Origin of the sequence: Bradyrhizobium iriomotense, from assembly GCF_018130765.1 — a bacterium.
In the GTDB taxonomy this organism is placed as follows: domain Bacteria; phylum Pseudomonadota; class Alphaproteobacteria; order Rhizobiales; family Xanthobacteraceae; genus Bradyrhizobium; species Bradyrhizobium iriomotense_A.
Genome location: NZ_JAFCJZ010000001.1, coordinates 143,909 through 165,613 on the forward strand (window position 1 = coordinate 143,909; position 21,705 = coordinate 165,613).

Consider the following 21,705-nt stretch of genomic DNA (forward strand, 5'->3'; position numbering starts at 1 on the left):
GTTTCGAAGAAGTTTGGCTCAGCGATGCCGCAGCCGGCGGTTGACCCGGCGCGCCAGATAATCCCCGGCGCTCTGCACGAGCTGCACCAGCGCGATCAGCACGACGACGACGGCGAGCATCATCTCCGGCATGAAGCGCTGGTAGCCGTAGCGGATGCCGAGATCGCCAAGGCCGCCGCCGCCAACCGCTCCGACCATCGCGGAATAGCCGAGCAGGCTGACCACCGCGAGCGTCAGCGCCAGCAAGAGGCCAGGCAGCGCCTCTGGGATCAGCACCTTGAGCACGATCTGGATTGGCGAGGCGCCGAAGGAGGACGCGGTCTCGATCAGGCCGCCATCGACCTCGCGGATCGCAGCTTCCACGAGGCGCGCGATGAACGGCGTCGAGGCGATGGTCAGCGGCACGATCGCCGCGGTTGAGCCGATCGAGGTGCCGGCAATGAGCCGGGTGAACGGGATGATCGCAACGACCAGGATGATGAAGGGCGTCGACCGCGTCGCATTGACGACGGCGCCGAGTACGCGATTGACGAGTGGCGCCGCGAACAGCTCGCCCTTGCGGCTGGTCGCGAGGAAGACGCCGAGCGGCAGGCCGAAGGCGGTGCCGAGCAGCGCCGCGATGCCGACCATGTACAGGCTCTCGCCCGTGGCCTGGATGATCAGGTTAATGAGTTCAGGCGACATAGCCGAGATGCTCCGCCGAGAATTGATATTGAGAGAGCCAGGCGAGAACCTGCGCCTGCACGTCCTCGCTGCCGGGTACACCGAGAACGAGCGAGCCGACATGCTGGCCGCCGATCTCGTCGATGCGCGCCGACAGCAGCGAAACGTCGAGCCCGAGCTCGCGCGCGAGCCGCGCCACCACCGTGTCGCCCGCCCCTGCCCCGCGCACCTGGACGCGGATCACGGCCTGCCCGCCGGCGGACGGCTCCGGAACGATCCGGCTCGCCAGCGACACCGGCAGGCTGTCGCCGATCACCTCGGCCAGGAAGGACTGCGTGATCGGATGCTTGGGATGGGTGAAGATGTCGGCGACATGGCCGCTCTCGACGACATGGCCGGCATCGAGCACCACGACTTCCTTGGCGAGCTGGCGCGCCACGGACATTTCATGGGTGATCAGCACGATGGTCACCCCGAGCTCGCGGTTGATGTTCGCCAGCAGATCGAGGATCGCGCGCGTGGTCTGCGGATCGAGCGCCGAGGTCGCCTCGTCCGACAGCAGCACGCTCGGCCGTGTCGCCAGCGCCCGCGCGATGCCGACGCGCTGCTTCTGGCCGCCGGAGAGTTCGGAAGGGTACCGGTCGTGCTTGTCGGCGATGCCAACGAGCGCGAGCAGCTCGGCCACACGCGCGCGGATGTCGGCCTTGGACCAGCCGGCGATCTCGAGCGGCAGCGCGATGTTGTCGGCGGCCGTGCGCGACGACAGCAGGTTGAAGTGCTGGAAGATCATGCCGATCGAGCGCTGCGCCAGCCGCAGCTCGCGGCCCGCGAGCGCCGAGATGTCCCTGTTGTCGACGATGACGCGGCCCGTGGTCGGCTTCTCCAGCCCGTTGATCAGGCGCACCAGGCTCGACTTGCCGGCGCCGGAGCGGCCGATCACGCCGGTGATGGAACCGCGCGGGATCGCGAAATCGATGTTTTGCAGCGCGTTGACGCCAGGCTTGCCGCGATAGGCCGGGTAGGTTTTCGAGATGCCTTCGAAACGGACCATCGCGTCCGGCTCGGTCGCGGCAGGTGAAATCGCTTCAAGCGTTTCGATCGGTCGTCCGATCGCGAGCGATTGGTGGGCGTTCATGGAGCGGCCTTCATGCACAATAGTTCCCTCGGCCGCCCGAAAAGGCAAACGAGAGACGGGTCGCTTCAAGCGACTGGAGGTGAAGCAGCAACAGACCGCCTCAGAGGGGCGCGCTGCACCGCAGCACGCACCATCGCCTTTTCCGGTCTTTCTTGCAATTTCAGATATTTGGCAGGAGTTGGACGAAGATTTCCAAATCCCTCCCCGGAGAAGAATATTCCTCCGCCGGGGGTATCAGACTCCCGCCCGGCTCACCGCATCTGCAACCAGGGCAGCACGATCAGCAGCAGGCCGGCGAAATAGAGCACCCCGAAGATCAGCCCAAAGCCCCAGAACTGGCCCTTCCCGATATAGCCGCTGCCGAAATACATCGGCGCCGGCCCCGTCGCATAGGGCGAGATCACGCCCATCAGGCCGAGCGAATACATGCAGAGCATGGCGAGCGTCGTGACCGGCAAGCCCGGAATGCCCGATCCGACCGCCAGCACCACCGGCAGCACGGCGGCGGCATGCGAGGTAATGCTCGAGAAGAAATAGTGGATCCAGAAGAACAGCGCGACCAGCAGGAGCATCGCGGTTGACGGCGACAGCCCCGCGAGCGGTTTTGCGTATTCGGCAGCGAACCATTTGATGAAGCCGATCTCGTTGAGGCCCGAGGCCAGCGTCAAGAGCGAGGTGAAATAGAAGAACACCTCCCAGGCGCTCTTCTCGCTGACGATGTCGGCGAATTCGATCACGCCCGTGACCAGCATCAGCGAGATCACGATGAAGACGACGGTGGTGGCGTTGACGAAGTTCGAGCCGAGCACCGGGACGTGGATGTCCGGGCTCGATCCCGCGATCCACAGGAACATCGCAAGCACGATAAGCGCCAGCATGATCCACTCGTTGCGCGACATCGGGCCCATCTCGGCGAGCTCCTTCGCCGCCCATTCCGAAATCTCCGGACTGCGCTTCACCTCGGGCCGGCAGACCGCGTAGCTGAGCAGCGGAACGACGATCATCAGGAGAATGCCGAGCGGTGCAAAACCCATGAACCATTGCGCCCAGCTCACCTCGACGCCGACGGTCTTCTTGGCAATCGCCAGCGCCGCTGCATTGGGCGCGAGCGCGGTGAAGAACAACGAACTGGTGACGGCGGTCGCGGCGAAGGCGGTCCACATCACATAGGTGCCGATCTTGCCGGCGGTCGGTCCGGGCTCGGAGCCATAGATGCGCGGGATGTTGCTGATGATGGGATAGACGATGCCGCCGCTGCGCGCGGTGTTGGACGGCGTTGCCGGCGCGAGCAGGAAATCCGACATGGCGACCGCATAGCCGAGGCCAAGCGTGTTGCGGCCGAGCCGCTGCACCAGCACGAGTGCGATACGCCGGCCGAGCTGGCTCTTGCGATATCCGATCGAGAACACGAAGGCGCCGACGATCAGCCACACCGTGCTCTCGGCAAAGCCCGCCAGCATCCAGCGCAGCGATTTGCCGGGGTCGGGGTCGATATAGCCGGCAACGCCTGCGACCGTCAGGCCGATAAAGCCGACCGCACCGACCGGCATGGATTCCAGGATAAGCCCGGTGATGACGGCCGCGAAAACGGCAAAATAGTGCCACTGATTGACGTTGAGCCCCGTGGGTACGGGCCACAGATAGATCGCCAGCCACACCGCGAGCGGCGCGATCAGCTTCCAGTGGAACCCTTTCGCCTCAGGCGCCTGCGAGCTAGCGGCCATGGGCCCTCCCCCTCGATTGTCGTCACGTTGTACCGCCCGTTGGCCGGGCCGCTTTTGTCCCATCGCGGCGTATACGGATTGTCCGCGGCGCGATCAATGGTCTGACTCGGGTTCTGTCGCTCCGTGCCCGATTTTCCGTAGGCTCACAAATGCCCGGTGCGCCGATGCTCCGGCTCGCTGCCGTGGACCGGAAACCGGATGGTGGTGCCGACGGTGATCCAGTTGGCGTTCTCGCCGGTGATGTTGCGGCCGTAGATCACGTCGACGGAGAAGATCTCGTTAGGCCGGTAGCGCACGCCGGTCTGAAAGCGCGGCTGCACGACGCTCGCGGTTTCGGCGGCGCCGGCCTGGCCAAAGGCCTCGATCGTCCACTGCAATGTTTCGGTGAACTTCCAATCGAAGCCGATGCCGTAGGTGAGGTAGTGGCGACCGACCGTGCGATCCCAGAGCCAGCCGCCATTGACGTTGACACGCATCGTCTCCGACAGGCGATAAGTCGCGGGGATGACGGCAAAGGCGGTCAGCGCCTCGCCGGTCGCCGCATCGAACGATCCGCCGCCATAGGCCGCCAGTCCCCACCGTCCGACCCCGGTCGGGATGAAATTCGTCTTGGCTTTCGGCGCCACGGTCGTGCTCCAGTCGCCATCGCTGCGGCCACGGATGGTCTGCATGCTCAGTTCGATCGGCCTGAAGGGATCGACGACGCAGGAGGGATTTGCGACCGCCTGGAAATCGGTGTTGGTCGCCGCCGACATCCAGCTTTCGACCTTGCAGGAGCCGACCTCGGAGATGTCGGCGGAATCCACCGCATAGGCGCCATTCGCAGCGCGCGCATCCTGTGCCGCAAGTGCGACAAGAGCCGCGATTGCAGCGGTTATTCCGGTTCGTCCAGCCAAGCCCATGGCACGATGTTAGCAGAGTCTTCGCCTCGACAAGGCCCGGATTCTGGGACTATCTTCGCGCCATGAGCGAGCATCATCACGACCACGATCACGACCATTCCGAGTTGTCCGAGACCGAGCTGCGCGTGCGCGCGCTCGAGACGATCCTGACCGAAAAAGGCTATGTCGAGCCGGCCGCGCTCGATGCCATCATCCAGGCCTACGAGACCAAGATCGGACCGCATAACGGTGCGCGCGTCGTTGCCAAGGCCTGGACCGATCCGGCCTTCAAGAAGGCGCTGCTGGAGGATGGCTCCAAGGCGATCGGCACGCTCGGTCATGTCAGCCGCGTCGGCGATCATCTCGTCGTGGTCGAGAACACGCCAGCGCGACACAACATGGTCGTGTGCACGCTGTGCTCCTGCTACCCCTGGGAAATGTTGGGGCTGCCGCCGGTCTGGTACAAGGCTGCGCCCTATCGTTCGCGCGCGGTGAAGGATCCGCGCGGCGTGCTCGCCGATTTCGACGTCAGCTTGCCCAAGGACATGGAGATCCGGGTCTGGGACTCCACGGCCGAGACGCGCTTCCTGGTGCTGCCGATGCGCCCCGCGGGCACCGAAGGCTGGAGCGAGGAGCAGCTCGCCGAACTCGTCACGCGCGACTCCATGATCGGCACCGGCTTTCCCAGGACGCCGGGAGCGCCGTCATGAACGGCGTGCACGACATGGGCGGCATGGACGGGTTCGGCAAGGTCGAGCCTGAGCCGAACGAGCCGATGTTTCACGAGGAGTGGGAGTCACGCGTGCTGGCGATGGTGCGCGCGATGGGCGCGGCCGGCGCCTTCAACATCGACACCTCGCGCTTCTATCGCGAGACGATCCCGCCGCATGTGTATCTCTCGAGCTCCTACTACAAGAAATGGTTTCTCGGGCTCGAAGAGATGTTGATCGAGAAGGGCTACCTCACAAGGGAGGAAGTCGCTGCCGGCCACGCGATGCAACCGGCCAAAGCACTCAAGCACGGCAAGTTCGATCTCACCCAGGTCGAGCGCATCATGGTGCGCGGCAAGTTCGCCCGCCCTGCCCCGGCGCCCGCAAAATTCAACATCGGCGATCGCGTGCGCGCGAAGAACATCCATCCAGCGACGCATACGCGGCTGCCACGCTATGTGCGCGGCCATGTCGGCGTGGTCGAGCTGAATCATGGCTGCCACGTCTTTCCGGATTCCGCGGCGATGGAGCTCGGCGAGAATCCGCAATGGCTCTACACGGTCGTGTTCGAGGGACGCGATCTCTGGGGCGAGGACGGCGATCCGACGCTGAAGGTGTCGATCGACGCGTTCGAGCCCTATCTGGACCCGACGTGATGAGTGGTAGCGCTGCTGCTGCCGCAACGGCGGCGATCCCGAGCATCCCACGCGATGACGACGGCCCGGTGTTCCGAGCACCCTGGGAGGCGCATGCGTTCGCAATGGCGTTGACGCTGCACGAGCGTGGCGTGTTCACCTGGCCCGAATGGGCCGCAGCCTTGGCCTCCGAGATCAAGCGCGCGCAGGCCGCCGGCGATCCCGATACGGGCGAGACCTACTATCTGCATTGGCTCGCCACGCTGGAAGGCCTCGTCGCACGCAAGGGCGTCGCCTCGCTGGAGATTCTGCACCGCTACCGCGACGCCTGGGACCACGCGGCAGATCGCACGCCGCATGGCAAGCCGATTGAGCTCAGGCCGGAGGATTTTGGGTAGCTGTCGCTGAGTTCGTCATTGCGAATCTCGTGTCCCGGACAAGCTGCAACGCGCAAGCGTTGCGGCGCAGAGCCGGGACCCAGACGGCAACACGATACGCTACGGGAACATGGGCCCCGGCTCTGCAGCGCACCGCTGAAGGAGCGCTGCGCTGCGTCCGGGGCACGAGAGGAGTACGGCGAGGCCTCACCTCCCCGCCACATACTCCCGCCACCCCTTCGCCCGCAGGCTGCACGCCGGGCACTCCCCGCACCCATAGCCCCACTCATGCTGCGCGCCGCGTTCGCCGAGATAGCAGGTGTGGGATTGCTCGCGGATCAGATCGACCAGGCCGTCGCCGCCGAGATCATGCGCGAGCTTCCACGTCGCGGCCTTGTCGATCCACATCAGCGGCGTGTGCAGCTCGAAGGGCCTCGCCAAGCCGAGCGAGAGCGCGGCCTGCATGGCGCGGATGGTGTCGTCGCGGCAATCGGGATAGCCGGAATAGTCGGTCTCGCACATGCCGCCGACGATGTGGGTGATACCGCGCCGGTAGGCCAGCGCCGCGGCGAAGGTCAGGAACACGAGGTTGCGGCCCGGCACGAAGGTGTTGGGCAGACCGTCGGCTCCCATCGCGATCGCGACATCGCGGGTCAGCGCCGTCTCGGACACCGCCGCCAGCGTCGGGATCGACAGCGTATGGCTCTCGCCGAGTTTTGCGGCCCAATCGGCGCGGAGGACCTTGATGCCGTCGAACAGCCGGTCGCGGCAGGCAAGCTCAATGGCGTGGCGCTGGCCATACTCGAACCCCAGCGTCTCCACGCGGGCAAAGCGGCTCAGCGCCCAGGCGAGGCAGGTGGTGGAATCCTGGCCGCCGGAGAACAGGACCAGCGCGGTCTCGGAGGAAAATGCGTCACTCATGGCCCGCGCTTTAGCACTGTGGAACGTACCCGCCAATCGGTGGAAATCGGCCTGTTCCGCTGCGCCCGGCTGGGAACGGCCGCCGGCTTTTGGCATAAGGTTTTGGACCCAGGAGACTGCCCCGCAATGACCCCTTCCCGCGATATTTCCCGCCTGATCGAGATCATGGCGGCACTGCGCACGCCGGTGACCGGCTGCCCCTGGGACCTCGAGCAGGATTTTGCGACGATCGCGCCCTACACGATCGAGGAAGCCTATGAGGTGGTGGACGCCATCACCCGCGGCGATCTCGACGATCTGCGCGAGGAGCTTGGCGACCTCCTGCTCCAGGTCGTGTTCTACGCCCAGATGGCGTCAGAGCAGAACGCGTTTGCTTTCGGCGACGTGGTCGAGGCCATCACCCGCAAGATGATCCGGCGCCATCCCCACGTCTTCGCCGACAAGGACGGCAATCTCGCCCCGCACCACGTCAAGGAAGTCTGGGACCGCATCAAGGCCGAGGAGAAGGCCGAGCGCGCCGCACGCCGGCCGCCGGAGGAAGAGCCGACGCACAAATCGCTGCTCTCGGGCGTCAAGGCTGGCCAGCCCGCCTTGACTCGCGCCATGGAGCTGCAGCGCAAGGCTTCCACCGTCGGCTTCGACTGGAACGACCCGCGCGCGGTCCTGCACAAGATCCGCGAGGAGGTCGACGAGATCGAGGCGGCATTGGACCGCAACGACAAGCAGGAGATTGCGGAAGAGACCGGCGACCTGATGTTCGCCCTCGTCAACCTCGCCCGCCATGTTGATGCGGATCCGGAAGCCGCCCTGCGCGCGACCAACGCAAAATTCGAGCGGCGCTTTGCCTTCATCGAGCGGGCGCTGGAGGCGCAGGGGCGGACGCTCGAGCAGGCGTCACTGGCGGAGATGGATGCGCTGTGGAACGAGGCCAAGACGGCGACATGACACGAGGGCACGCCGTGGACATCAGGCAGGACGACCCGAAGGCGCCACATGTCGCCGACTTGCTGGCGCATCATCTGGAAGAGCTGCGCAGCGTCATGGGCGAACACGCGCAGGCCCTGGACGCGAGCGGCCTTTCGGCTCCGAGCGTGACGTTCTGGACAGCCTGGCAGGACGGTGTGCTAGCTGGCTTCGGCGCCCTGAAGCAGCTGGATGAAACACATGGCGAGGTGAAGTCGATGCGCGCCGCGCCTACGGCACGGCGGACCGGGGCCGGACGCGCGATCTTGAGCCACATCATCGCCGAAGGCCGCAAGCGCGGATATGCGCGCCTCAGCCTGGAGACTGGCACGGCACCGCTGCATGTTCCCGCCGTCGCACTCTACCGCAGCGCCGGCTTCGTCTCATGCGAGCCGTTCGCCGACTATCAGGCGAGCCCGCACAACCAGTTCATGAGCCTCGACCTGTCCAAGTGATTTTCTCGGTTCGTAGCCCGGATGGAGCGAAGCGCAATCCGGGACGCAAAGTGTAGCTTACGCCGACAGACGCGGCACCGCATCAAACCGCGACACCACGATATCCCGCTTGGTCTCATCCACTCGCACCGTCATGTCGAAGCGGCCGTCGTGCAGCTCTTTCGCCAGCACCTCGGAATTGCGGTGCAGCCACGAGATGCCGGCGCCGTCGGCGGCGTCGATGGAGAGATCGAGCGTGGTGCGCTTGGCAGCCAACCGCTCCTCGATCGCGGCGAGCAGCGCGTCGATCCCCTCGCCTGATACGGCCGACACCAGCATGGCCGGATGATCCTCCGGCCGGCGCGCGGCGATGTTCAAGAGCTCCTCGCGCTGCTCTGGGTCGTAACGGTCGATCTTGTTCCAGACCTCGATGATGCGGCCGGAGTCGTCGGGGTTGATGCCGAGCTGGCGCAGCACGGCGTCGACATCGCTCTGCTGGGCCTCGGCATCCTCATGCGAGATGTCGCGCACGTGCAGGATGACGTCCGCCTCCAGCACCTCCTCCAGCGTGGCGCGGAAGGCGGCGACGAGCTGGGTCGGCAGGTTCGAGATGAAGCCGACGGTGTCGGACAGCATCGCCTTGCCGCCATGCGGCAGGTTGAGCGCGCGCAGCGTCGGATCGAGCGTTGCGAACAGCATGTCGGCGGCCTGCACGTCGGCGCGCGTCAGGCGGTTGAACAGCGTCGACTTGCCGGCATTGGTGTAGCCGACCAGCGCGACCACGCGATACGGCACGCGCTGGCGGCCGGCGCGATGCAGGCGACGCGTGGCCTGCACCTTCTTCAGCTCGCTCTCGAGCTTGGTGATGCGCTCCTGGATCAGCCGACGGTCGGCCTCGATCTGGGTCTCGCCCGGGCCGCCCATGAATCCGAAGCCGCCGCGCTGGCGCTCCAGATGGGTCCAGGATCGCACCAGGCGCGAGCGTTGGTAGTTGAGATGCGCAAGCTCGACCTGGAGCGAGCCCTCCTTGGTCTTGGCGCGGCGGCCGAAGATTTCCAGAATGAGACCGGTGCGGTCGAGCACCTTGGCGTGCAATTCCTTCTCGAGATTGCGCTGCTGGATCGGCGCCAGCGCGCAATCCATCACCACGAGCTCGACGTCGAGGCTCTTGGCCAGCGCGGCGATCTCCTCGACCTTGCCCTTGCCGATATAGGTCGCGGGGCGGATCTGGCTGATCGGCGCGATGATCGCATCGGCAATGACGAGGTCGATCGCGCGCGCAAGGCCCGCGGCTTCATCGAGCCGGGCCTCGGCGTCACGCTGGACATGACTTTCCGATTGCGCGTCGGCACTTCCCGCGCGCACCCGCAAATAGGGGCCGATGACAAGCACCCGCCCCGTCTGCTTAGCCCCTGCCGACCGCGGACGGTCGGCATCCCCGTCGAAATTCCGGGGTTCCAATCAGATCACTCTCAAGCCGGCTGATCCTCGCCGCCTTCGAACAACTGGATGGGCGCGCCCGGCATGATGGTCGAGATCGCATGCTTGTAGACCAGCTGCGAGTGACCATCGCGCCGCAGCAGCAAACAGAAATTGTCGAACCAGGTCACGATGCCCTGGAGCTTCACTCCGTTGACCAGAAAGATCGTCAGTGGCGTCTTGGTTTTGCGAACGTGATTAAGGAAGGTGTCCTGTAGGTTTTGTGCGCGGTCTGCCGCCATTGTTTTTTTCTCGCTTTGAGTTTCTTTTTATTGCGCCGGTTGCGGCCCTCTTTGTGAAATGCGGGGCCTCTTCCGGTTGCCGCTCCTCATGAGATCCCCCTCGGAGGAACAGCGGTTAGATTAGAAGACAGGTCGGGATATTAGGCAAGCCGCTTCACGCGGCAGCCCATGCTCTATTGCCCCGAAAAACTACGGAAATCGATGATTTTCCTCGCTTATCCCTGACAAGCCGCCGCGATGTCGCGGCGCTGGCTTCTTGTTTTCTGTATGCGGGCCGGTATCCACCTCGCTCGCAGTGTTTTAACCGACGCCGAGTGCCTTCAGCTTCCGGTGCAGTGCCGACCGTTCCATGCCAACAAACTCGGCCGTGCGAGAAATATTTCCTGAAAAACGGCTGATCTGTGCAATCAAATAGTCGCGCTCGAACACTTCGCGCGCTTCGCGCAGTGGCAGGCCCATGATGTGCTCGCCATTGTTGCTGGTCGGCATCGCCGGCACCATCGAGCCGACGTCCTGCGGCAGCATGTCGGCGGTGATGATGACCTCCGGTCCACCGGCCGCCAGAATCATGACTCTTTCAACATTGTTGCGGAGCTGGCGCACATTGCCCGGCCAGACATGCGATTGCAGCACCGCCATCGCGTCCTGGCCGATCTGGCGCTTGGGCAGGCCGCTGCCGGCCGAGATCTGCTCCATGAAGTAGTCGATCAGCTCCGGAATGTCCTCGCGCCGCTCCGACAGGGCCGGCACGCGGATCGGTACCACCGAGAGCCGGTGGTAGAGGTCCTCGCGGAAATGGCCGGCCGCGATCTCCTCCTCCAGGTTGCGCGCGGTCGAGGAAATGATGCGCACGTCGACCTGCACCTTGGCGGTGCCACCGACGCGCTGAAACGATTGCTCGACCAGCACGCGCAGGATCTTGTTCTGGGTCTCGCGCGGCATGTCCGCGATCTCGTCGATGAACAGCGTGCCGCCATGGGCCTCTTCGAGCGCACCGGGCTTGCGCGGCTGCTCGCCGTTGGACTGCTCGACGCCGAACAGCTCGTGCTCCATGCGCTCGGGCGTGATCGCGGCGGCGTTGATGACGACGAAGGGACCGTCGGCACGGCCCGAGGCGGTATGCAGCGTGCGCGCGGTCAATTCCTTGCCGGCGCCGGCGGGTCCGACGATCAGGATGCGGCTGTTGGCCTTGGCCGCGCGCTCGATGGTCTGGCGCAGCTGGTTCATGCTCGGCGAGCGGCCGACGAGCTGGCTGGCGCTCGGCGCCATCTGCTTCAGCTCCTTGACCTCGCGCTTGAGCCGCGAGTTCTCCAGTGCGCGATTGGCGACCAGGATCAATCGGTCGGCCTTGAACGGCTTTTCGATGAAGTCATAGGCGCCGCGCTTGATCGCGGCGACGGCGGTCTCGATGTTGCCGTGGCCGGAAATCATCACGACCGGCAGGTCGGCATTGTCCTTCTTGACCTGCTCCAGCAGCTGCAGACCGTCGAGCTTGGAGCCCTGCAGCCAGATGTCGAGGAACACCAGGTGCGGCCTGCGATTGGCGATCTCGGCGAGCGCCGAATCGCTGTCGCGTGCGGTCCTGGTGACGAACCCCTCGTCTTCGAGAATGCCCGCGACGAGATCCCGAATATCGGCCTCGTCATCGACAATCAGAATTTCACTAGCCATGGGTCGCGCCTGTCTTGTCAGCTGCCTGTTGAGGCTTCGATTTTCGTTGAATCATTTGTCTTTTCGTCCGGCTCTTTGGTTCCGGCCGCCGGCTCTTTTGTTTCCTGCGCCTTGATGGAATCCGCAGGCATTTCCTTGATATCTGGGGCGGTTGCGTCCTTCGCCCCTTCCTTGATCCCTTCCTTGGCCGCCGGCGCCTGCTCGGCTCCCTCGGCCTTCTTGGCCTGGCCGGAGATCGCAAAGCGCATGCGCATCCAGGCGCCGCGCTGGCCTTCGCGGAAGTCGGAGGCGTCCTTCAGCTCGATGCGCCCGCCATGGTCTTCCAGCACGCGGCCGACGATCGCAAGGCCGAGGCCGGTGCCCTTGGCGCGTGTGGTCACGTAGGGTTCAAGCAACCGCGAGCGCGCGACCTTGGGCAGGCCGATGCCGTTGTCGATCACGTCGATCAGCACGTCCTCGCCCTCGCGCGACACCACCACATCGATGCGGCCCTTTGCCCCGTCCTTGCCGAGTTCCTCCGGCGGGACCTGCTCGATCGCCTCGGTGGCGTTCTTGACGATGTTGGTGACGGCCTGGGAGATCAGCCGCCGGTCGAACTGGGCGCGCAGCGGATCCTCTTTGAATTCCGCCTCGATATCGAGCTCGGGATGGGCGACCTTCATCAGGAACACCGCCTGCCGCACCGTGTCGGCGACGTCCTCGCCCTCCATCACGGGCTTCGGCATCCGCGCAAAGCGCGAGAACTCGTCGACCATGCGCCTGATGTCATCGACCTGGCGCACGATGGTGTCGGTGCACTGGTCGAAGATCTGCTTGTCCTTGGCCTCGGTGATGTCCTTGCCGAACTTGCGGCGGATACGCTCGGCCGAGAGCTGGATCGGCGTCAGCGGATTCTTGATCTCGTGGGCGATGCGGCGGGCGACGTCGCCCCAGGCCGAGGTGCGCTGCGCCGAGACCAGCTCGGTGATGTCGTCGAGCGTGATGATGTAGCTGTCGTGCGGCTGGTTCTTCTCGGCGCTGACGCGGACCGAGAGGTTGCGCTCGGTGCCGTCGCGGGTGATCGTGATCTGGCCCTGCACCAGGCGCTGGGTTCCTTCCCGCGCCGTCTTCATCATCTCGTCGAGCTCGGGCAGAACGTCCGAGAGCGGATGGCCGAGCGTCTCGGCTTCGGAGTGCCCGATCAGCTTCTCCGCGGAACGGTTGAGGATGCCGACGCTGCCCGAGGTGTCGACGCCGATGATGCCGGCGCTCGCCGAGGACAGCACGGCTTCGATGAAGCGGCGACGGCTGTCGATGAGGTCGCTGGCGTTGACGAGCTCGTCGCGCTGGCTGCGCAATTCCTGCGTCATCTTGTTGAAGGTCTCACCCAGCTGGGCGAGGTCGCCCTCAGACTGATGCACCGGCACCTTCACGTGGAGGTCGCCGGTCGAAACCGTATGCGCCGCGTTCATCAGCCGCCGGATCGGCGCCACCAGCGAGTTGGCGAAGTTCAGCCCGATCAGCACCGAGGCCATCAGGATGGTCAGCGCGATCACCGCGAACATCAGCGCGAAGGCGACCTGGATGCCGAGCCGCCGCGACTCGATCTGGGCATATTCGGCGACGCTGACCTCGGTCTGCTTGAGCTGGTTGACCACGTTCGGATCAAGCGGCCGCGCGACGTAGAGGAAGGTGTCGTTGAAGGCGCGCAGGCGGATCACCGCGGCGACGAAGCTCGCATCCGGCAGCACCGCGATCTCGGGCTCGGATTCGTTGACGTTGCTGAGGAAGTCCGGCGCCGGCGGCGAATAGGCCAGCCGCATGCCGGTGTCGGCGGATTCCAGGATGTTGGTGTTCTTGTCGATGATCATCGCGCCCGGCAGATTGCGGGAGCTGGCGCTGGCGGTCAGCATCTCGCGGAACGAGCGGCGGTCCTGGTCGTAGAGCGGCCTTGCGTGGGCGATGTCGTTGGCCATGCCGAGAATGTCGCCGCGGATCAGCTGCGCATGGTCCTGCATGTAGGCGCGCGCGATGTTCAGCGAGTTCTGGATGACCTCCTTGGTCGGCCCGGAGAACAGCCGGTCGAGGCCGCGCTCGAGGGTGACGTTGGCGACCACGGAGACCAGCACCGCCGGCAGCACCGCCACGATCGAAAACAGGCTGACGATCTGGACATGCAGGCGCGCCGCCGCCCTACCCCGCCGCCGCGCGAGGATGAGCTGCCAGAGCTCGCGGACGATGATCCCGACCAGCAGCAGGATCGTGCCGGCATTGATCAGGTAGAACGAGCGGACCACCTCCGGCGTCGGATCGATCCGCGTCAGGCCGGTCAGGACGAGGAAGGTCAGGAGGCCCGACAGCAGGGCCAGCGCCACGGCAAAGGGCGCCAGCCAGCGTCGCGGCGACCAACGTCGCGGCTCTTCGGCTGGGGCCGTGTCAAAGGATGCGGCCGAGGTATCTGCGCTGGTCATTCCGGCAATGGTGCTGAAAACGGGTCCGCGGCGGGCGGAAACTGATGTATTCGTACCACATTGTTGCCGAGACACTACAGTGTCAAATAGCCACGCGATCTCAGTGGCTTACGGAATTCAACTTCTTCTTTTGGCCACGATTTACCAAAATGGAGCAGTCGGGATTCGATGGTCGCCGGCCGGCTCGACGAGGCCAGACGACTGCCTCACTTCAGCGAGATGGTGATCTGGCTGATGTTGGCCGCGAGCTCCAGGCCCGCCTTCGGGCCCTGCAGCACGAGCGTCACGCCCTTTTCGTTGCGCAGCTGGACGCCATTAATGCCGCCAACCAGAGCGAAGCCGCCGCCGACGGAACTGTACGTCCCCGCAAAGTCGGCGACATCCCGGATTCCCGACGCGCGCCCCTCGAACCGGCCGACGCTCGCGCCAGCAGTGATGCCCACGCTCAGGCCGCCGACGGTGAATGGATAGTTCCGGCCACGATAGTTCAACACGCCGCTGCCCGCGCCGCCGCCGACCAGAAGGCCGGCCTTGACGAACTTGACGCGGACATGGCCGCTCGCCTGTGCGAACGATGGCGTGGCCGGCATCGCGAGCAGGACGAGCGTCAGCGCCGCAAGGCCGGTTGCGATGGCGCGCAGGACGCGTTCCAGCCTAGGGCTTCTCGGCATCGACCTTCTTCCACGTCTGGTCGGGATCGAACAGCGTCGCGCGCGGTGCGATGAAGCTGGTCCGCGTGCCGAGATCCTTCTGGTAGACGGTGCCGGCATGGTTGACCAGGAAGGTCATCACGCCGGAATTGCCGTACTCCGCGGGCCATGCGATCAGCCCGAAGCCACCGATCATCTTGCCCTTGACGACGTAGTTGAGCGCGCCGCCGGCCGCGTCGGGCCCCTGGCCCTTGAGGATGCGGAAGAAATAGCCGTGATAGGGCGCAGGCCCTTCGCCCGGCTTGTAGCCTTCCGCCGCCGCCTCCGCGACCAGGGCGCCGAGCGGGCTCGGGTCGCTGTCGTCGCGCCAGAACAGGCCGTCCTTCTTGCCGGCGGTGGAGAGGAAGCGCTGTGCGTAGACGCCCGCCCCCTCGCCGCGATCCTTCCCGGCATATTCGTTCTGCGCGTCGACATAGGCGAGCGCGGTCTGGATCGCATCGAGCTCGTTGCGGCCGATGCGGCGGCGAAGCACCTCGATGCGGCCTTCGTCGGTGTCGAACTCCCAGCCGGTCTTGGTGTTGAGCAGCGGAATCGGGAACGGGAAGTCGTCCGGGCCGAGCAGCAGCGTGGCCTTCTTGTTGCCTTCGGCCTTGATCGCATGCTTGGCGTCGTACATCGAGACGAAGCGCGCGCGGATGTCGGCATCGGCAACCTCGTCGCCGGACGAGACGATGTCGTCCGCCGCCCGGCCCAGCACCTTCAGGAGGTCGCGTGGCCCGCTCTTGGCCGCAGCCGCGAGCGCAGCGGCCGCGTCCTCCGGTGTCTTATAGGATTCCTGCGCCTGTGCGGCTGAACCCAGCAGCACCAGAGCCATCACGCCCGGCAGCAACGCACGGTGAAGCGACTTGATGCCGATCATGGCAGGACCTCCGCAGGAATCTTCGCGCCGCCCGCGAGCCAATCGCTGTAGGTGCGGAATTTCAGGCCAAGCTTCTCGTAATGGACGCGCAGATAGCCGTCGCTGCCGCGGGTCACCGCATCAGGCATCACGCTTTCGACCTCCTGCGCCATGACGCCGACATAGGCCTTGTCGCTGCCGATATAGCTGAAGCGATAATAGCCGAGGCCGTTGCCGAGATGGCCGAGCAGCGTGATGTCGTGCTTCAGCGCGATATCGGAACGCCGGCCACCGCCGCCGCCGCGACCGCCTCCTCCAAAGCCGCCACCTCCTCCGCCACGCATTGCCATTCCGCCCCCGCCGCCGCGACCGGCAAAGCTCGGCCCGCCGCCGCCACCGCGCGGCATGCTCGCCATGCTGGCGCGACCGCGCGCCGACGCTGCGGCCGCCGCACGGCCGGAGGAGACGTTCATGGCGCCGCCGCGATTGCCGCCGCCGCCACGATTGGCCGCACCACCGCCGGCACGGTTTGCAGCCTTGGCGCGATCTCCGCCACCTTTGGCGCGGTCGCCGCCGCCCTTGGCACGATCCCCGGCACCGGCCCGATCGCCGCCGCCCGGCCGGTCGCGCGTCCCTGCACTGGGGCGATCCCCGGCGCCCGGACGATCGCCGCGATTGCCTGCACGATCGCCGGCGCGGTCTCCGGCGCCTTGGTTCGGACGGAGCACCTGATTGCCGTCACGGCCGCGGAAATCCATCCGATCCGATACGCCGGCCTTCAGATTGTTGTTGCCGAAGCGCTGCTGAACATTGGTGTTGTTGTAGCGCACGCCCTGGCGATGGGCCGGATTGTGCTGCCAGCCGGTATTGATGTTGGTGTTGCGATGATTGACGTAGACGTTGCGGTTGCCCCAGTTGCAGCCGCCGCCCCAGTAATTGCCCCAGCGTCCGATCGCCCAGGCCGTGCCGAACGCGAGCCCGGCGGCAATCGCGCCGGCGCCGATATAGGAGGGATAGCCCCAGTAATACGGCGGATACTCCGCGTAGGGCCAGGTGCCGTAGACCGTCGCCGGATCGTAATAAGGTACGTACATCGTCTCGGGATCGGCCTGCTGGATGACGACCACCTGCTTGCCTTCCTGCGACTGGACGCTGACCTTCTGCTGCTTGGTGGTCACCAGCTTCTTGTTGTCATACGCCTTGTTGCGCAGGCGCTGGATCGCATCCATCACGTCGGGCTGCTGGGCGAGAAAGGCATCGCCCAGCTTCTGGGTCCAGTCGAGCTTGTCGCTCATCATGGAAAGCACGTCCGCCGTGCTCGCGAGCGCCTTGACGCTGTCGTCCCAGCCCTGCTTGTCGACCTCGGTCTTCAGCGCATCGCCCTTCAGGGTCTTGCGCTCCTTCAGCCAGCGGTCGGCCTGCACGACTTCGAGCGGATAGGTCGAGGCGGCCAGCACGTTGGCGAGCAGTTCGTCGGGATAGAGCGCGATCGGTGCAACCAGGGCTTCGAGCTGTTCCGGCTTCAACAGCTCGGCCGCCGGCGCCGGCGGTGTGGCCGGCTGCGCCTGCGTGCTCGGTGTCGCCGGCTTGTCGGCCGTCTGCGCAATTGCCGCGACCGGCATCGCCAGCATCAGCGCAACTGCCATCAAGGTCTTGCCGCAGCGAGACATTGCACCCTCCATCGGACTTACCGGTCGCGAAGATCGGGCAGCGGCATGGACGTTTGTTGATCGAGATCAACGAAAGGCTGCTCCGCGTCTTGTTGCGCCGCGAGAACGGAATGGCAGAGACGCTATCAGCGAAGGAGTGGCAGCCTGATCGTGAACAGGGCGCCGCCCCACGGCTGGTTCTCAACCTCGATCGTGCCGTGATGGGCCTCGATGATGGTCTTCACGATCGCAAGTCCCATTCCCATTCCTTGCGGCTTGGTCGTGAAGAACGGATTGAAGACGTTTGCGAGATCCGCGGAGGCAATGCCTGGACCGGTATCGGAAATCCTGATCTCGGCCTGGCTGCCGGTGCGTGTGGTCGACACGGTGATGTCGCGCTTTTTCATCTCGGCGTCAGAGACTGCATCCATCGCATTGATGATCAGGTTGAGCACGACCTGCTGAAGCTGCACGGGATCGCCCTTGACGTGCAGATCCGCAAACGCAGGCATGTAGTTCAGCGCGATGCGGCGTCCGTCGGCGACGGCGCTCACCAGTCCGATCGCCTCCCGCACCGTGTCGTTCAGCTCGATATTCCTGATCTCGAACGGAGTCTTCTTCAGCACGCTGCGCAGTCTGCGGATCACCTCGCTCGCACGCTGGTCGTCCCTTCTGATGTCGGCGAGGATCTGCCGGATCTCGTCGATATCGGGCGGAGCGGCCCTCAGCATGAGCTCCGCCGTTTCGGCGTTGGTCAGAATGGATCCGAGCGGCTGGTTCAATTCATGCGCGATCGAGGTCGTCAGCTCGCCAACGGCCGAGTACCGGTTCACGTGGGCAAGTTCCGCCAACCGCTGGCGCGATTCCACTTCGGCGAGCCGGCGGCGGCGACGCTCATGCAGCAGCCCGCTGATGAGTCCGGCCTGCACCAGGAACACGGCCGAGATCATCAGCATCTGCCAGCGATAGCGCTCCCAGATGTTCGGTTCGCGAAACAGGATTTCGCTACCGGCAGGCAAGCGGCTCTCGCTGATGCCCCAGCGCTGCAATTCCCGCCAATCATATCGCGGCGCCGCGAAGCCGAGCGGCTCGTAGGTGATGCTCGCGGGTTTTGCACCTCCGAGAATGCGGAGCGCGACGCTGACGGTCCGCGAACTCGTTTCCGCAACCGAATGCATGGGGCCGCCGACGGTGCTGCCGCCGAAGAACGGGTCCTGGTAGGAAAAGATCGGTGCATTCGCGACCGCGTGCAGGCTGCGCAGGGCGATGTCGCTTTCGTGGACGATCCCGGCAGCGTCGACCGACATCAGGCCCCAGAACAGCACGGTGTGCGGAGGAAGCTTTGCCGCACGCTTCAGGATCTCCTCGAACGACAGGTCCGAATACCAGGTCAGCTCCAATCGCTCGCCCAGAGGTTTCAGCTCGCGTTTCACCTCCTCTATCCAGAACTTCTCGAGCGGCGAGGCACCGATCACGATTGCGACCGCCCTGGTGTCGGGCAGCAGCTGAAGGATGTTGGCGAATGCGGCCGTGAAATCGTTGCGGATCGCCACGACGACGTCATTGTCGGTGAGATCGGCGTCGTTGATCAGGCGATACTCGACCGCGGAAAGAATCAACGGCGTATCGGGGAACAGTCTCGCACGGTATTTCTGGGCAAACCGGGCGGCAGGCGCGCCAATAGTCAACACAATATCGGGCAACGCCGCCTGGTAGAGCGATTGCAGATACTCGACGAAGGGAGCCTCGGGACCAGGGTTATTGAATCGCGCCGTGAGCAACGCATGCTCCTGGATGTCGAGCGGCCATGGCGATTGCCGCTCGAGCTCGGCCTTGATGTCGCGTGCATATTCGCTCCACGGCCGAAACTCGCGGCCAAAGGAGTGCAGCACCAGCACGCGCTTGAACTCGCCGCGCAGGCTCCGCTCGACGCCACTTGCCTGGTCAGGCGATAGGCACACGGCGACGAACAGGCCCAGGCAGAACAGCACGGCAGGCCACGACCTGACCTGGTCAGAGGACATGCGTCCGCTCAGCTCCAATCCCCGCAGCTTCCGGTGGCTGCTTTCCGGACAATTCTAGCGGCAATTGTCGCGCTCGGACAGCCCGCGAGAGCACGCCGTCGCTAGGAGGCCGGGCAACGGAAATAGCGGATCTCCATATCCTCCATGCCCGGGAACAGCCGGATGATGCTGTTTGCATCCACCTCCCTCAGGCTGAGCTGAATGCTGGAGAGCATTATGTCGGTCGCGCAGGCCGCAACCAGGTTGACGTTCGGACCGTTGTCCTTTCTCGCCTTGATCCGGCAGCGCGCGAATTTTCCGACGATCTGATCTCCGTCGACGATGAAGCCGCCGCCATAGACGTCCGACATGTCGCTGAAGCCGAACTGCCCGCCCTTGCGCGCGAACACCTTGCTGCAATTGTCGGCATCGCCGGCCCAGGCGCCGTTGAGGTCGAGGGCCTTGGCGCTGGCAGCCGCCACGACAAGCGACATCAACGTCGCACCGACCGTGATCAATTTCCGTGAACCCATGTGATCCGTCCTCCTCTCGCCGTTCAATGGCCGCTCAGCACGAGTGTCTGGATCGGTAGCAACAGCGCCTGGATGCGCAGCAGCAATGCGTGCACAAGCCCGACGCCATCCACGACGTGCAGCGCGATCTTCCGGCTCGTCGGAGTATCCTTGGCGGAAATTTCCTCGTGGTTGCTGGTGTAGGCATTGACGATGCAGCTCGAGCCCGGCGTCACGCCCTCGAGCCCTCCCTTGTAGAGCGGCTCCAGGAATACGAGGATCGTGCCGGGACGAACGGCATTCTGCGCTTCCAGCAGTTGCTCGCCGGACCGGAATTGCCCGGCTGCGATGTAGTCCTGCACGGTCGTGATCACCATCGGGATGATCACCCACGGCTTGGATATGCAGCTCGCCTCCGCCACCATGCCCGTCTTCATCACCTGCGCCTCGATCTGGCCGAAGCCGGCCTGAAGAATCTTTCGGCCGGCTTCTTCCGGAATCAGGACGCCGGCCGGGCGCATCAGCTGGTTGACGACGTCGCCGGGGCGAACCAGGAACTGCTCGACCCGTCCGTCAACACCGGCACGGACGACGGTCTTGTCGAGATCGACCTGGGCTTGGTCGCGCGCGGCCTCGGCGCTGGCCTTTTGAGCCGGCAGCAGGATGGAGACCTGCAAGGATGCGGATTGCTTCGCGGCGGTTGCGGCATCGACACCGGCCTGGCGCTGATCGACCAGGACCTGGAGCTTTTCGATATCACGCTGTGGAACGATGCCGGGGTTGCGGCGCTGGAGCTCGGTCTTGACCTCGAGCTCGTCCTTGGCCTGCTGGTAGTTGGCTTTCGCCTCCCCGATCTGCGCCTCGGCCTTGACCACATCGGCCTGCGCCGTCTGCATGGCGGCATCGACCTCCGCAACTTTTCGCTTGGCCGTCTCGAATGCCGCCTGCTGCTTCGAGGTGTCGAGCGTGAACAGCACATCGCCCTTCTTCACGGGCGCGCTGAACCCGACCTTGACCTCGGCAACACGGCCGGAGCCTTCGGGCAGGATCGGCATGGTGCGGTAATACAACGTCGCCGACGATGTCGCCGGGTGGAAGTAGAAGATCATCGTGATCAGCGACACCGTCAGCATCAGGCAGCCGGTGATGCCCCATCGCAGTTCGTACCAAATGGAGAAGAAGGTGATCTCCTTGCCGAAGCGTTTGCCCTGAACGTAACGGCGGTAGAGATAGTCGGGCAGGATCGTCAGCAGTGAACAGAACATCAGCTCAAACATGGCTGTGCTCCTTCTTCGCGGGTTTCGGCTCGTCTGCTGGAGGCGTCGGCGCCGCCGCCTCGGTCGGGATTTCTCCGCCATCGGCAGCCGGCGTTGCGTCGGCGATCTTCTCGACGGACCCGGCAATGCTGCGCAGCGGCGTTCCGAAATCCGGGATATCGATCATCGCAAGCAGCAGGCCCGCGATCCAGAAAATGTGCATGTGCGTGAACAGCGATATCAGGCCGAGCACGGCGACGAACTCGAATTGAAGCTTCTGCGACTTGTGCGCCATCCGTTCCGGTAGGCTGTGGAGCTTCCAATAGAGCGTGCCGACCCAGAGCACCGTGCCGATCAGAAATACGCCCATCACCACCATGAGCGTATCGGTACCGCTTCCCGGCGCGAGATAGAACGGCAAATGGTGCGGAGCCATCGGATGAAGCTGGTCG

At 64.9% G+C, this 21,705-nt stretch carries 21 protein-coding genes; 5 read left to right on the plus strand and 16 right to left on the minus strand.

Annotation, left to right across the window (positions count from 1 at the left end; translation table 11 throughout):
* Positions 1–18 precede the first annotated feature (18 nt).
* The 4 genes from JQ635_RS00655 to JQ635_RS00670 form a co-directional block, all read right to left on the minus strand.
* A complete protein-coding gene (locus JQ635_RS00655; RefSeq protein ID WP_211401812.1) occupies positions 19–684 on the minus strand; it encodes a methionine ABC transporter permease in 666 nt (221 codons plus the stop codon).
* Positions 674–1,798 carry a methionine ABC transporter ATP-binding protein gene (locus tag JQ635_RS00660; protein ID WP_211407963.1) on the minus strand — a complete coding sequence of 375 codons (1,125 nt, stop codon included), beginning with the start codon at positions 1,796–1,798 and terminating at the stop codon, positions 674–676. The genes JQ635_RS00655 and JQ635_RS00660 overlap by 11 nt, the downstream gene beginning before the upstream one ends.
* Positions 1,799–2,049: 251 nt before the next feature.
* A complete protein-coding gene (locus JQ635_RS00665) occupies positions 2,050–3,522 on the minus strand; it encodes a DASS family sodium-coupled anion symporter (RefSeq protein ID WP_211407964.1) in 1,473 nt (490 codons plus the stop codon).
* Between the two features lie 143 nt (positions 3,523–3,665).
* Positions 3,666–4,424, minus strand: coding sequence for a hypothetical protein (locus JQ635_RS00670; RefSeq protein ID WP_211407965.1), 759 nt, complete (start codon positions 4,422–4,424; stop codon positions 3,666–3,668).
* 62 nt (positions 4,425–4,486) lie between these two features.
* On the opposite strand from JQ635_RS00670, the gene nthA reads away from it, so the two are divergent.
* From nthA to JQ635_RS00685, 3 genes are read left to right on the plus strand one after another with little or no spacing between them, the layout of a single operon-like run.
* Positions 4,487–5,113 carry a nitrile hydratase subunit alpha gene (gene nthA / locus JQ635_RS00675; protein ID WP_211407966.1) on the plus strand — a complete coding sequence of 209 codons (627 nt, stop codon included), beginning with the start codon at positions 4,487–4,489 and terminating at the stop codon, positions 5,111–5,113.
* Positions 5,110–5,769: a nitrile hydratase subunit beta gene (gene nthB / locus JQ635_RS00680; RefSeq protein ID WP_211407967.1), complete on the plus strand. Its 660-nt coding sequence runs from the start codon at positions 5,110–5,112 to the stop codon at positions 5,767–5,769. The genes nthA and nthB overlap by 4 nt, the downstream gene beginning before the upstream one ends.
* On the plus strand, positions 5,769–6,146 hold the full coding sequence (locus JQ635_RS00685; protein ID WP_211407968.1) for a nitrile hydratase accessory protein: 378 nt from the start codon (positions 5,769–5,771) through the stop codon (positions 6,144–6,146). Before nthB ends, JQ635_RS00685 begins: the two co-directional genes overlap by 1 nt.
* Before the next feature lie 186 nt (positions 6,147–6,332).
* Here JQ635_RS00685 and queC read toward each other — a convergent pair whose 3' ends face one another.
* Positions 6,333–7,046 carry a 7-cyano-7-deazaguanine synthase QueC gene (gene queC, locus JQ635_RS00690; protein ID WP_211407969.1) on the minus strand — a complete coding sequence of 238 codons (714 nt, stop codon included), beginning with the start codon at positions 7,044–7,046 and terminating at the stop codon, positions 6,333–6,335.
* A gap of 126 nt (positions 7,047–7,172) precedes the next feature.
* Between queC and mazG the strand changes: the two genes are divergently transcribed.
* Together mazG and JQ635_RS00700 are read left to right on the plus strand one after the other, a co-directional pair.
* Positions 7,173–7,991 carry a nucleoside triphosphate pyrophosphohydrolase gene (gene mazG, locus JQ635_RS00695; protein ID WP_211407970.1) on the plus strand — a complete coding sequence of 273 codons (819 nt, stop codon included), beginning with the start codon at positions 7,173–7,175 and terminating at the stop codon, positions 7,989–7,991.
* 14 nt (positions 7,992–8,005) lie between these two features.
* On the plus strand, positions 8,006–8,464 hold the full coding sequence (locus JQ635_RS00700; RefSeq protein WP_211407971.1) for a GNAT family N-acetyltransferase: 459 nt from the start codon (positions 8,006–8,008) through the stop codon (positions 8,462–8,464).
* 57 nt (positions 8,465–8,521) lie between these two features.
* Here JQ635_RS00700 and hflX read toward each other — a convergent pair whose 3' ends face one another.
* The 11 genes from hflX to JQ635_RS00755 form a co-directional block, all read right to left on the minus strand.
* Positions 8,522–9,904 carry a GTPase HflX gene (gene hflX / locus JQ635_RS00705; RefSeq protein WP_211407972.1) on the minus strand — a complete coding sequence of 461 codons (1,383 nt, stop codon included), beginning with the start codon at positions 9,902–9,904 and terminating at the stop codon, positions 8,522–8,524.
* A gap of 11 nt (positions 9,905–9,915) precedes the next feature.
* Complete coding sequence (gene hfq, locus JQ635_RS00710; RefSeq protein WP_007591126.1) at positions 9,916–10,164, minus strand: RNA chaperone Hfq; 249 nt, start codon at positions 10,162–10,164, stop codon at positions 9,916–9,918.
* A 300-nt stretch (positions 10,165–10,464) separates the two neighbouring features.
* On the minus strand, positions 10,465–11,835 hold the full coding sequence (locus tag JQ635_RS00715) for a sigma-54-dependent transcriptional regulator (RefSeq protein WP_211407973.1): 1,371 nt from the start codon (positions 11,833–11,835) through the stop codon (positions 10,465–10,467).
* A gap of 17 nt (positions 11,836–11,852) precedes the next feature.
* Positions 11,853–14,285: a sensor histidine kinase NtrY-like gene (locus JQ635_RS00720; RefSeq protein WP_211407974.1), complete on the minus strand. Its 2,433-nt coding sequence runs from the start codon at positions 14,283–14,285 to the stop codon at positions 11,853–11,855.
* A gap of 206 nt (positions 14,286–14,491) precedes the next feature.
* On the minus strand, positions 14,492–14,956 hold the full coding sequence (locus JQ635_RS00725) for a hypothetical protein (protein ID WP_211407975.1): 465 nt from the start codon (positions 14,954–14,956) through the stop codon (positions 14,492–14,494).
* Positions 14,940–15,854: a DUF2950 domain-containing protein gene (locus tag JQ635_RS00730; RefSeq protein ID WP_211407976.1), complete on the minus strand. Its 915-nt coding sequence runs from the start codon at positions 15,852–15,854 to the stop codon at positions 14,940–14,942. The genes JQ635_RS00725 and JQ635_RS00730 overlap by 17 nt, the downstream gene beginning before the upstream one ends.
* Positions 15,851–17,503: a DUF3300 domain-containing protein gene (locus tag JQ635_RS00735; protein ID WP_211407977.1), complete on the minus strand. Its 1,653-nt coding sequence runs from the start codon at positions 17,501–17,503 to the stop codon at positions 15,851–15,853. Before JQ635_RS00735 ends, JQ635_RS00730 begins: the two co-directional genes overlap by 4 nt.
* A 125-nt stretch (positions 17,504–17,628) precedes the next feature.
* The gene (locus tag JQ635_RS00740) at positions 17,629–19,506 is read right to left on the minus strand and encodes a sensor histidine kinase (protein WP_211407978.1); all 1,878 of its coding nucleotides are present in this window, start codon (positions 19,504–19,506) and stop codon (positions 17,629–17,631) included.
* Between the two features lie 101 nt (positions 19,507–19,607).
* Positions 19,608–20,018: a hypothetical protein gene (locus JQ635_RS00745; RefSeq protein ID WP_211407979.1), complete on the minus strand. Its 411-nt coding sequence runs from the start codon at positions 20,016–20,018 to the stop codon at positions 19,608–19,610.
* Positions 20,019–20,041: 23 nt separating this feature from the next.
* Entirely contained in the window at positions 20,042–21,274 is a 1,233-nt protein-coding gene (locus JQ635_RS00750; RefSeq protein WP_211407980.1) for an HlyD family secretion protein, read from the minus strand.
* Complete coding sequence (locus JQ635_RS00755) at positions 21,267–21,689, minus strand: hypothetical protein (protein WP_211408461.1); 423 nt, start codon at positions 21,687–21,689, stop codon at positions 21,267–21,269. Before JQ635_RS00755 ends, JQ635_RS00750 begins: the two co-directional genes overlap by 8 nt.
* Positions 21,690–21,705 lie beyond the last annotated feature (16 nt).

Bases quoted from the DNA above. Each gene is read 5' to 3' on its own strand.
- JQ635_RS00735 (WP_211407977.1), bottom strand. From the start codon at position 17,503: ATGTCTCGCTGCGGCAAGACCTTGATGGCAGTTGCGCTGATGCTGGCG.
- JQ635_RS00730 (WP_211407976.1), bottom strand. From the start codon at position 15,854: ATGATCGGCATCAAGTCGCTTCACCGTGCGTTGCTGCCGGGCGTGATG.
- JQ635_RS00755 (WP_211408461.1), bottom strand. From the start codon at position 21,689: ATGGCTCCGCACCATTTGCCGTTCTATCTCGCGCCGGGAAGCGGTACC.
- nthA (WP_211407966.1), top strand. From the start codon at position 4,487: ATGAGCGAGCATCATCACGACCACGATCACGACCATTCCGAGTTGTCC.
- nthB (WP_211407967.1), top strand. From the start codon at position 5,110: ATGAACGGCGTGCACGACATGGGCGGCATGGACGGGTTCGGCAAGGTC.
- mazG (WP_211407970.1), top strand. From the start codon at position 7,173: ATGACCCCTTCCCGCGATATTTCCCGCCTGATCGAGATCATGGCGGCA.
- queC (WP_211407969.1), bottom strand. From the start codon at position 7,046: ATGAGTGACGCATTTTCCTCCGAGACCGCGCTGGTCCTGTTCTCCGGC.
- JQ635_RS00665 (WP_211407964.1), bottom strand. From the start codon at position 3,522: ATGGCCGCTAGCTCGCAGGCGCCTGAGGCGAAAGGGTTCCACTGGAAG.
- JQ635_RS00660 (WP_211407963.1), bottom strand. From the start codon at position 1,798: ATGAACGCCCACCAATCGCTCGCGATCGGACGACCGATCGAAACGCTT.
- hfq (WP_007591126.1), bottom strand. From the start codon at position 10,164: ATGGCGGCAGACCGCGCACAAAACCTACAGGACACCTTCCTTAATCAC.
- JQ635_RS00655 (WP_211401812.1), bottom strand. From the start codon at position 684: ATGTCGCCTGAACTCATTAACCTGATCATCCAGGCCACGGGCGAGAGC.
- JQ635_RS00740 (WP_211407978.1), bottom strand. From the start codon at position 19,506: ATGTCCTCTGACCAGGTCAGGTCGTGGCCTGCCGTGCTGTTCTGCCTG.
- JQ635_RS00720 (WP_211407974.1), bottom strand. From the start codon at position 14,285: ATGACCAGCGCAGATACCTCGGCCGCATCCTTTGACACGGCCCCAGCC.
- JQ635_RS00685 (WP_211407968.1), top strand. From the start codon at position 5,769: ATGAGTGGTAGCGCTGCTGCTGCCGCAACGGCGGCGATCCCGAGCATC.
- JQ635_RS00750 (WP_211407980.1), bottom strand. From the start codon at position 21,274: ATGTTTGAGCTGATGTTCTGTTCACTGCTGACGATCCTGCCCGACTAT.
- JQ635_RS00745 (WP_211407979.1), bottom strand. From the start codon at position 20,018: ATGGGTTCACGGAAATTGATCACGGTCGGTGCGACGTTGATGTCGCTT.
- JQ635_RS00725 (WP_211407975.1), bottom strand. From the start codon at position 14,956: ATGCCGAGAAGCCCTAGGCTGGAACGCGTCCTGCGCGCCATCGCAACC.
- JQ635_RS00670 (WP_211407965.1), bottom strand. From the start codon at position 4,424: ATGGGCTTGGCTGGACGAACCGGAATAACCGCTGCAATCGCGGCTCTT.
- JQ635_RS00715 (WP_211407973.1), bottom strand. From the start codon at position 11,835: ATGGCTAGTGAAATTCTGATTGTCGATGACGAGGCCGATATTCGGGAT.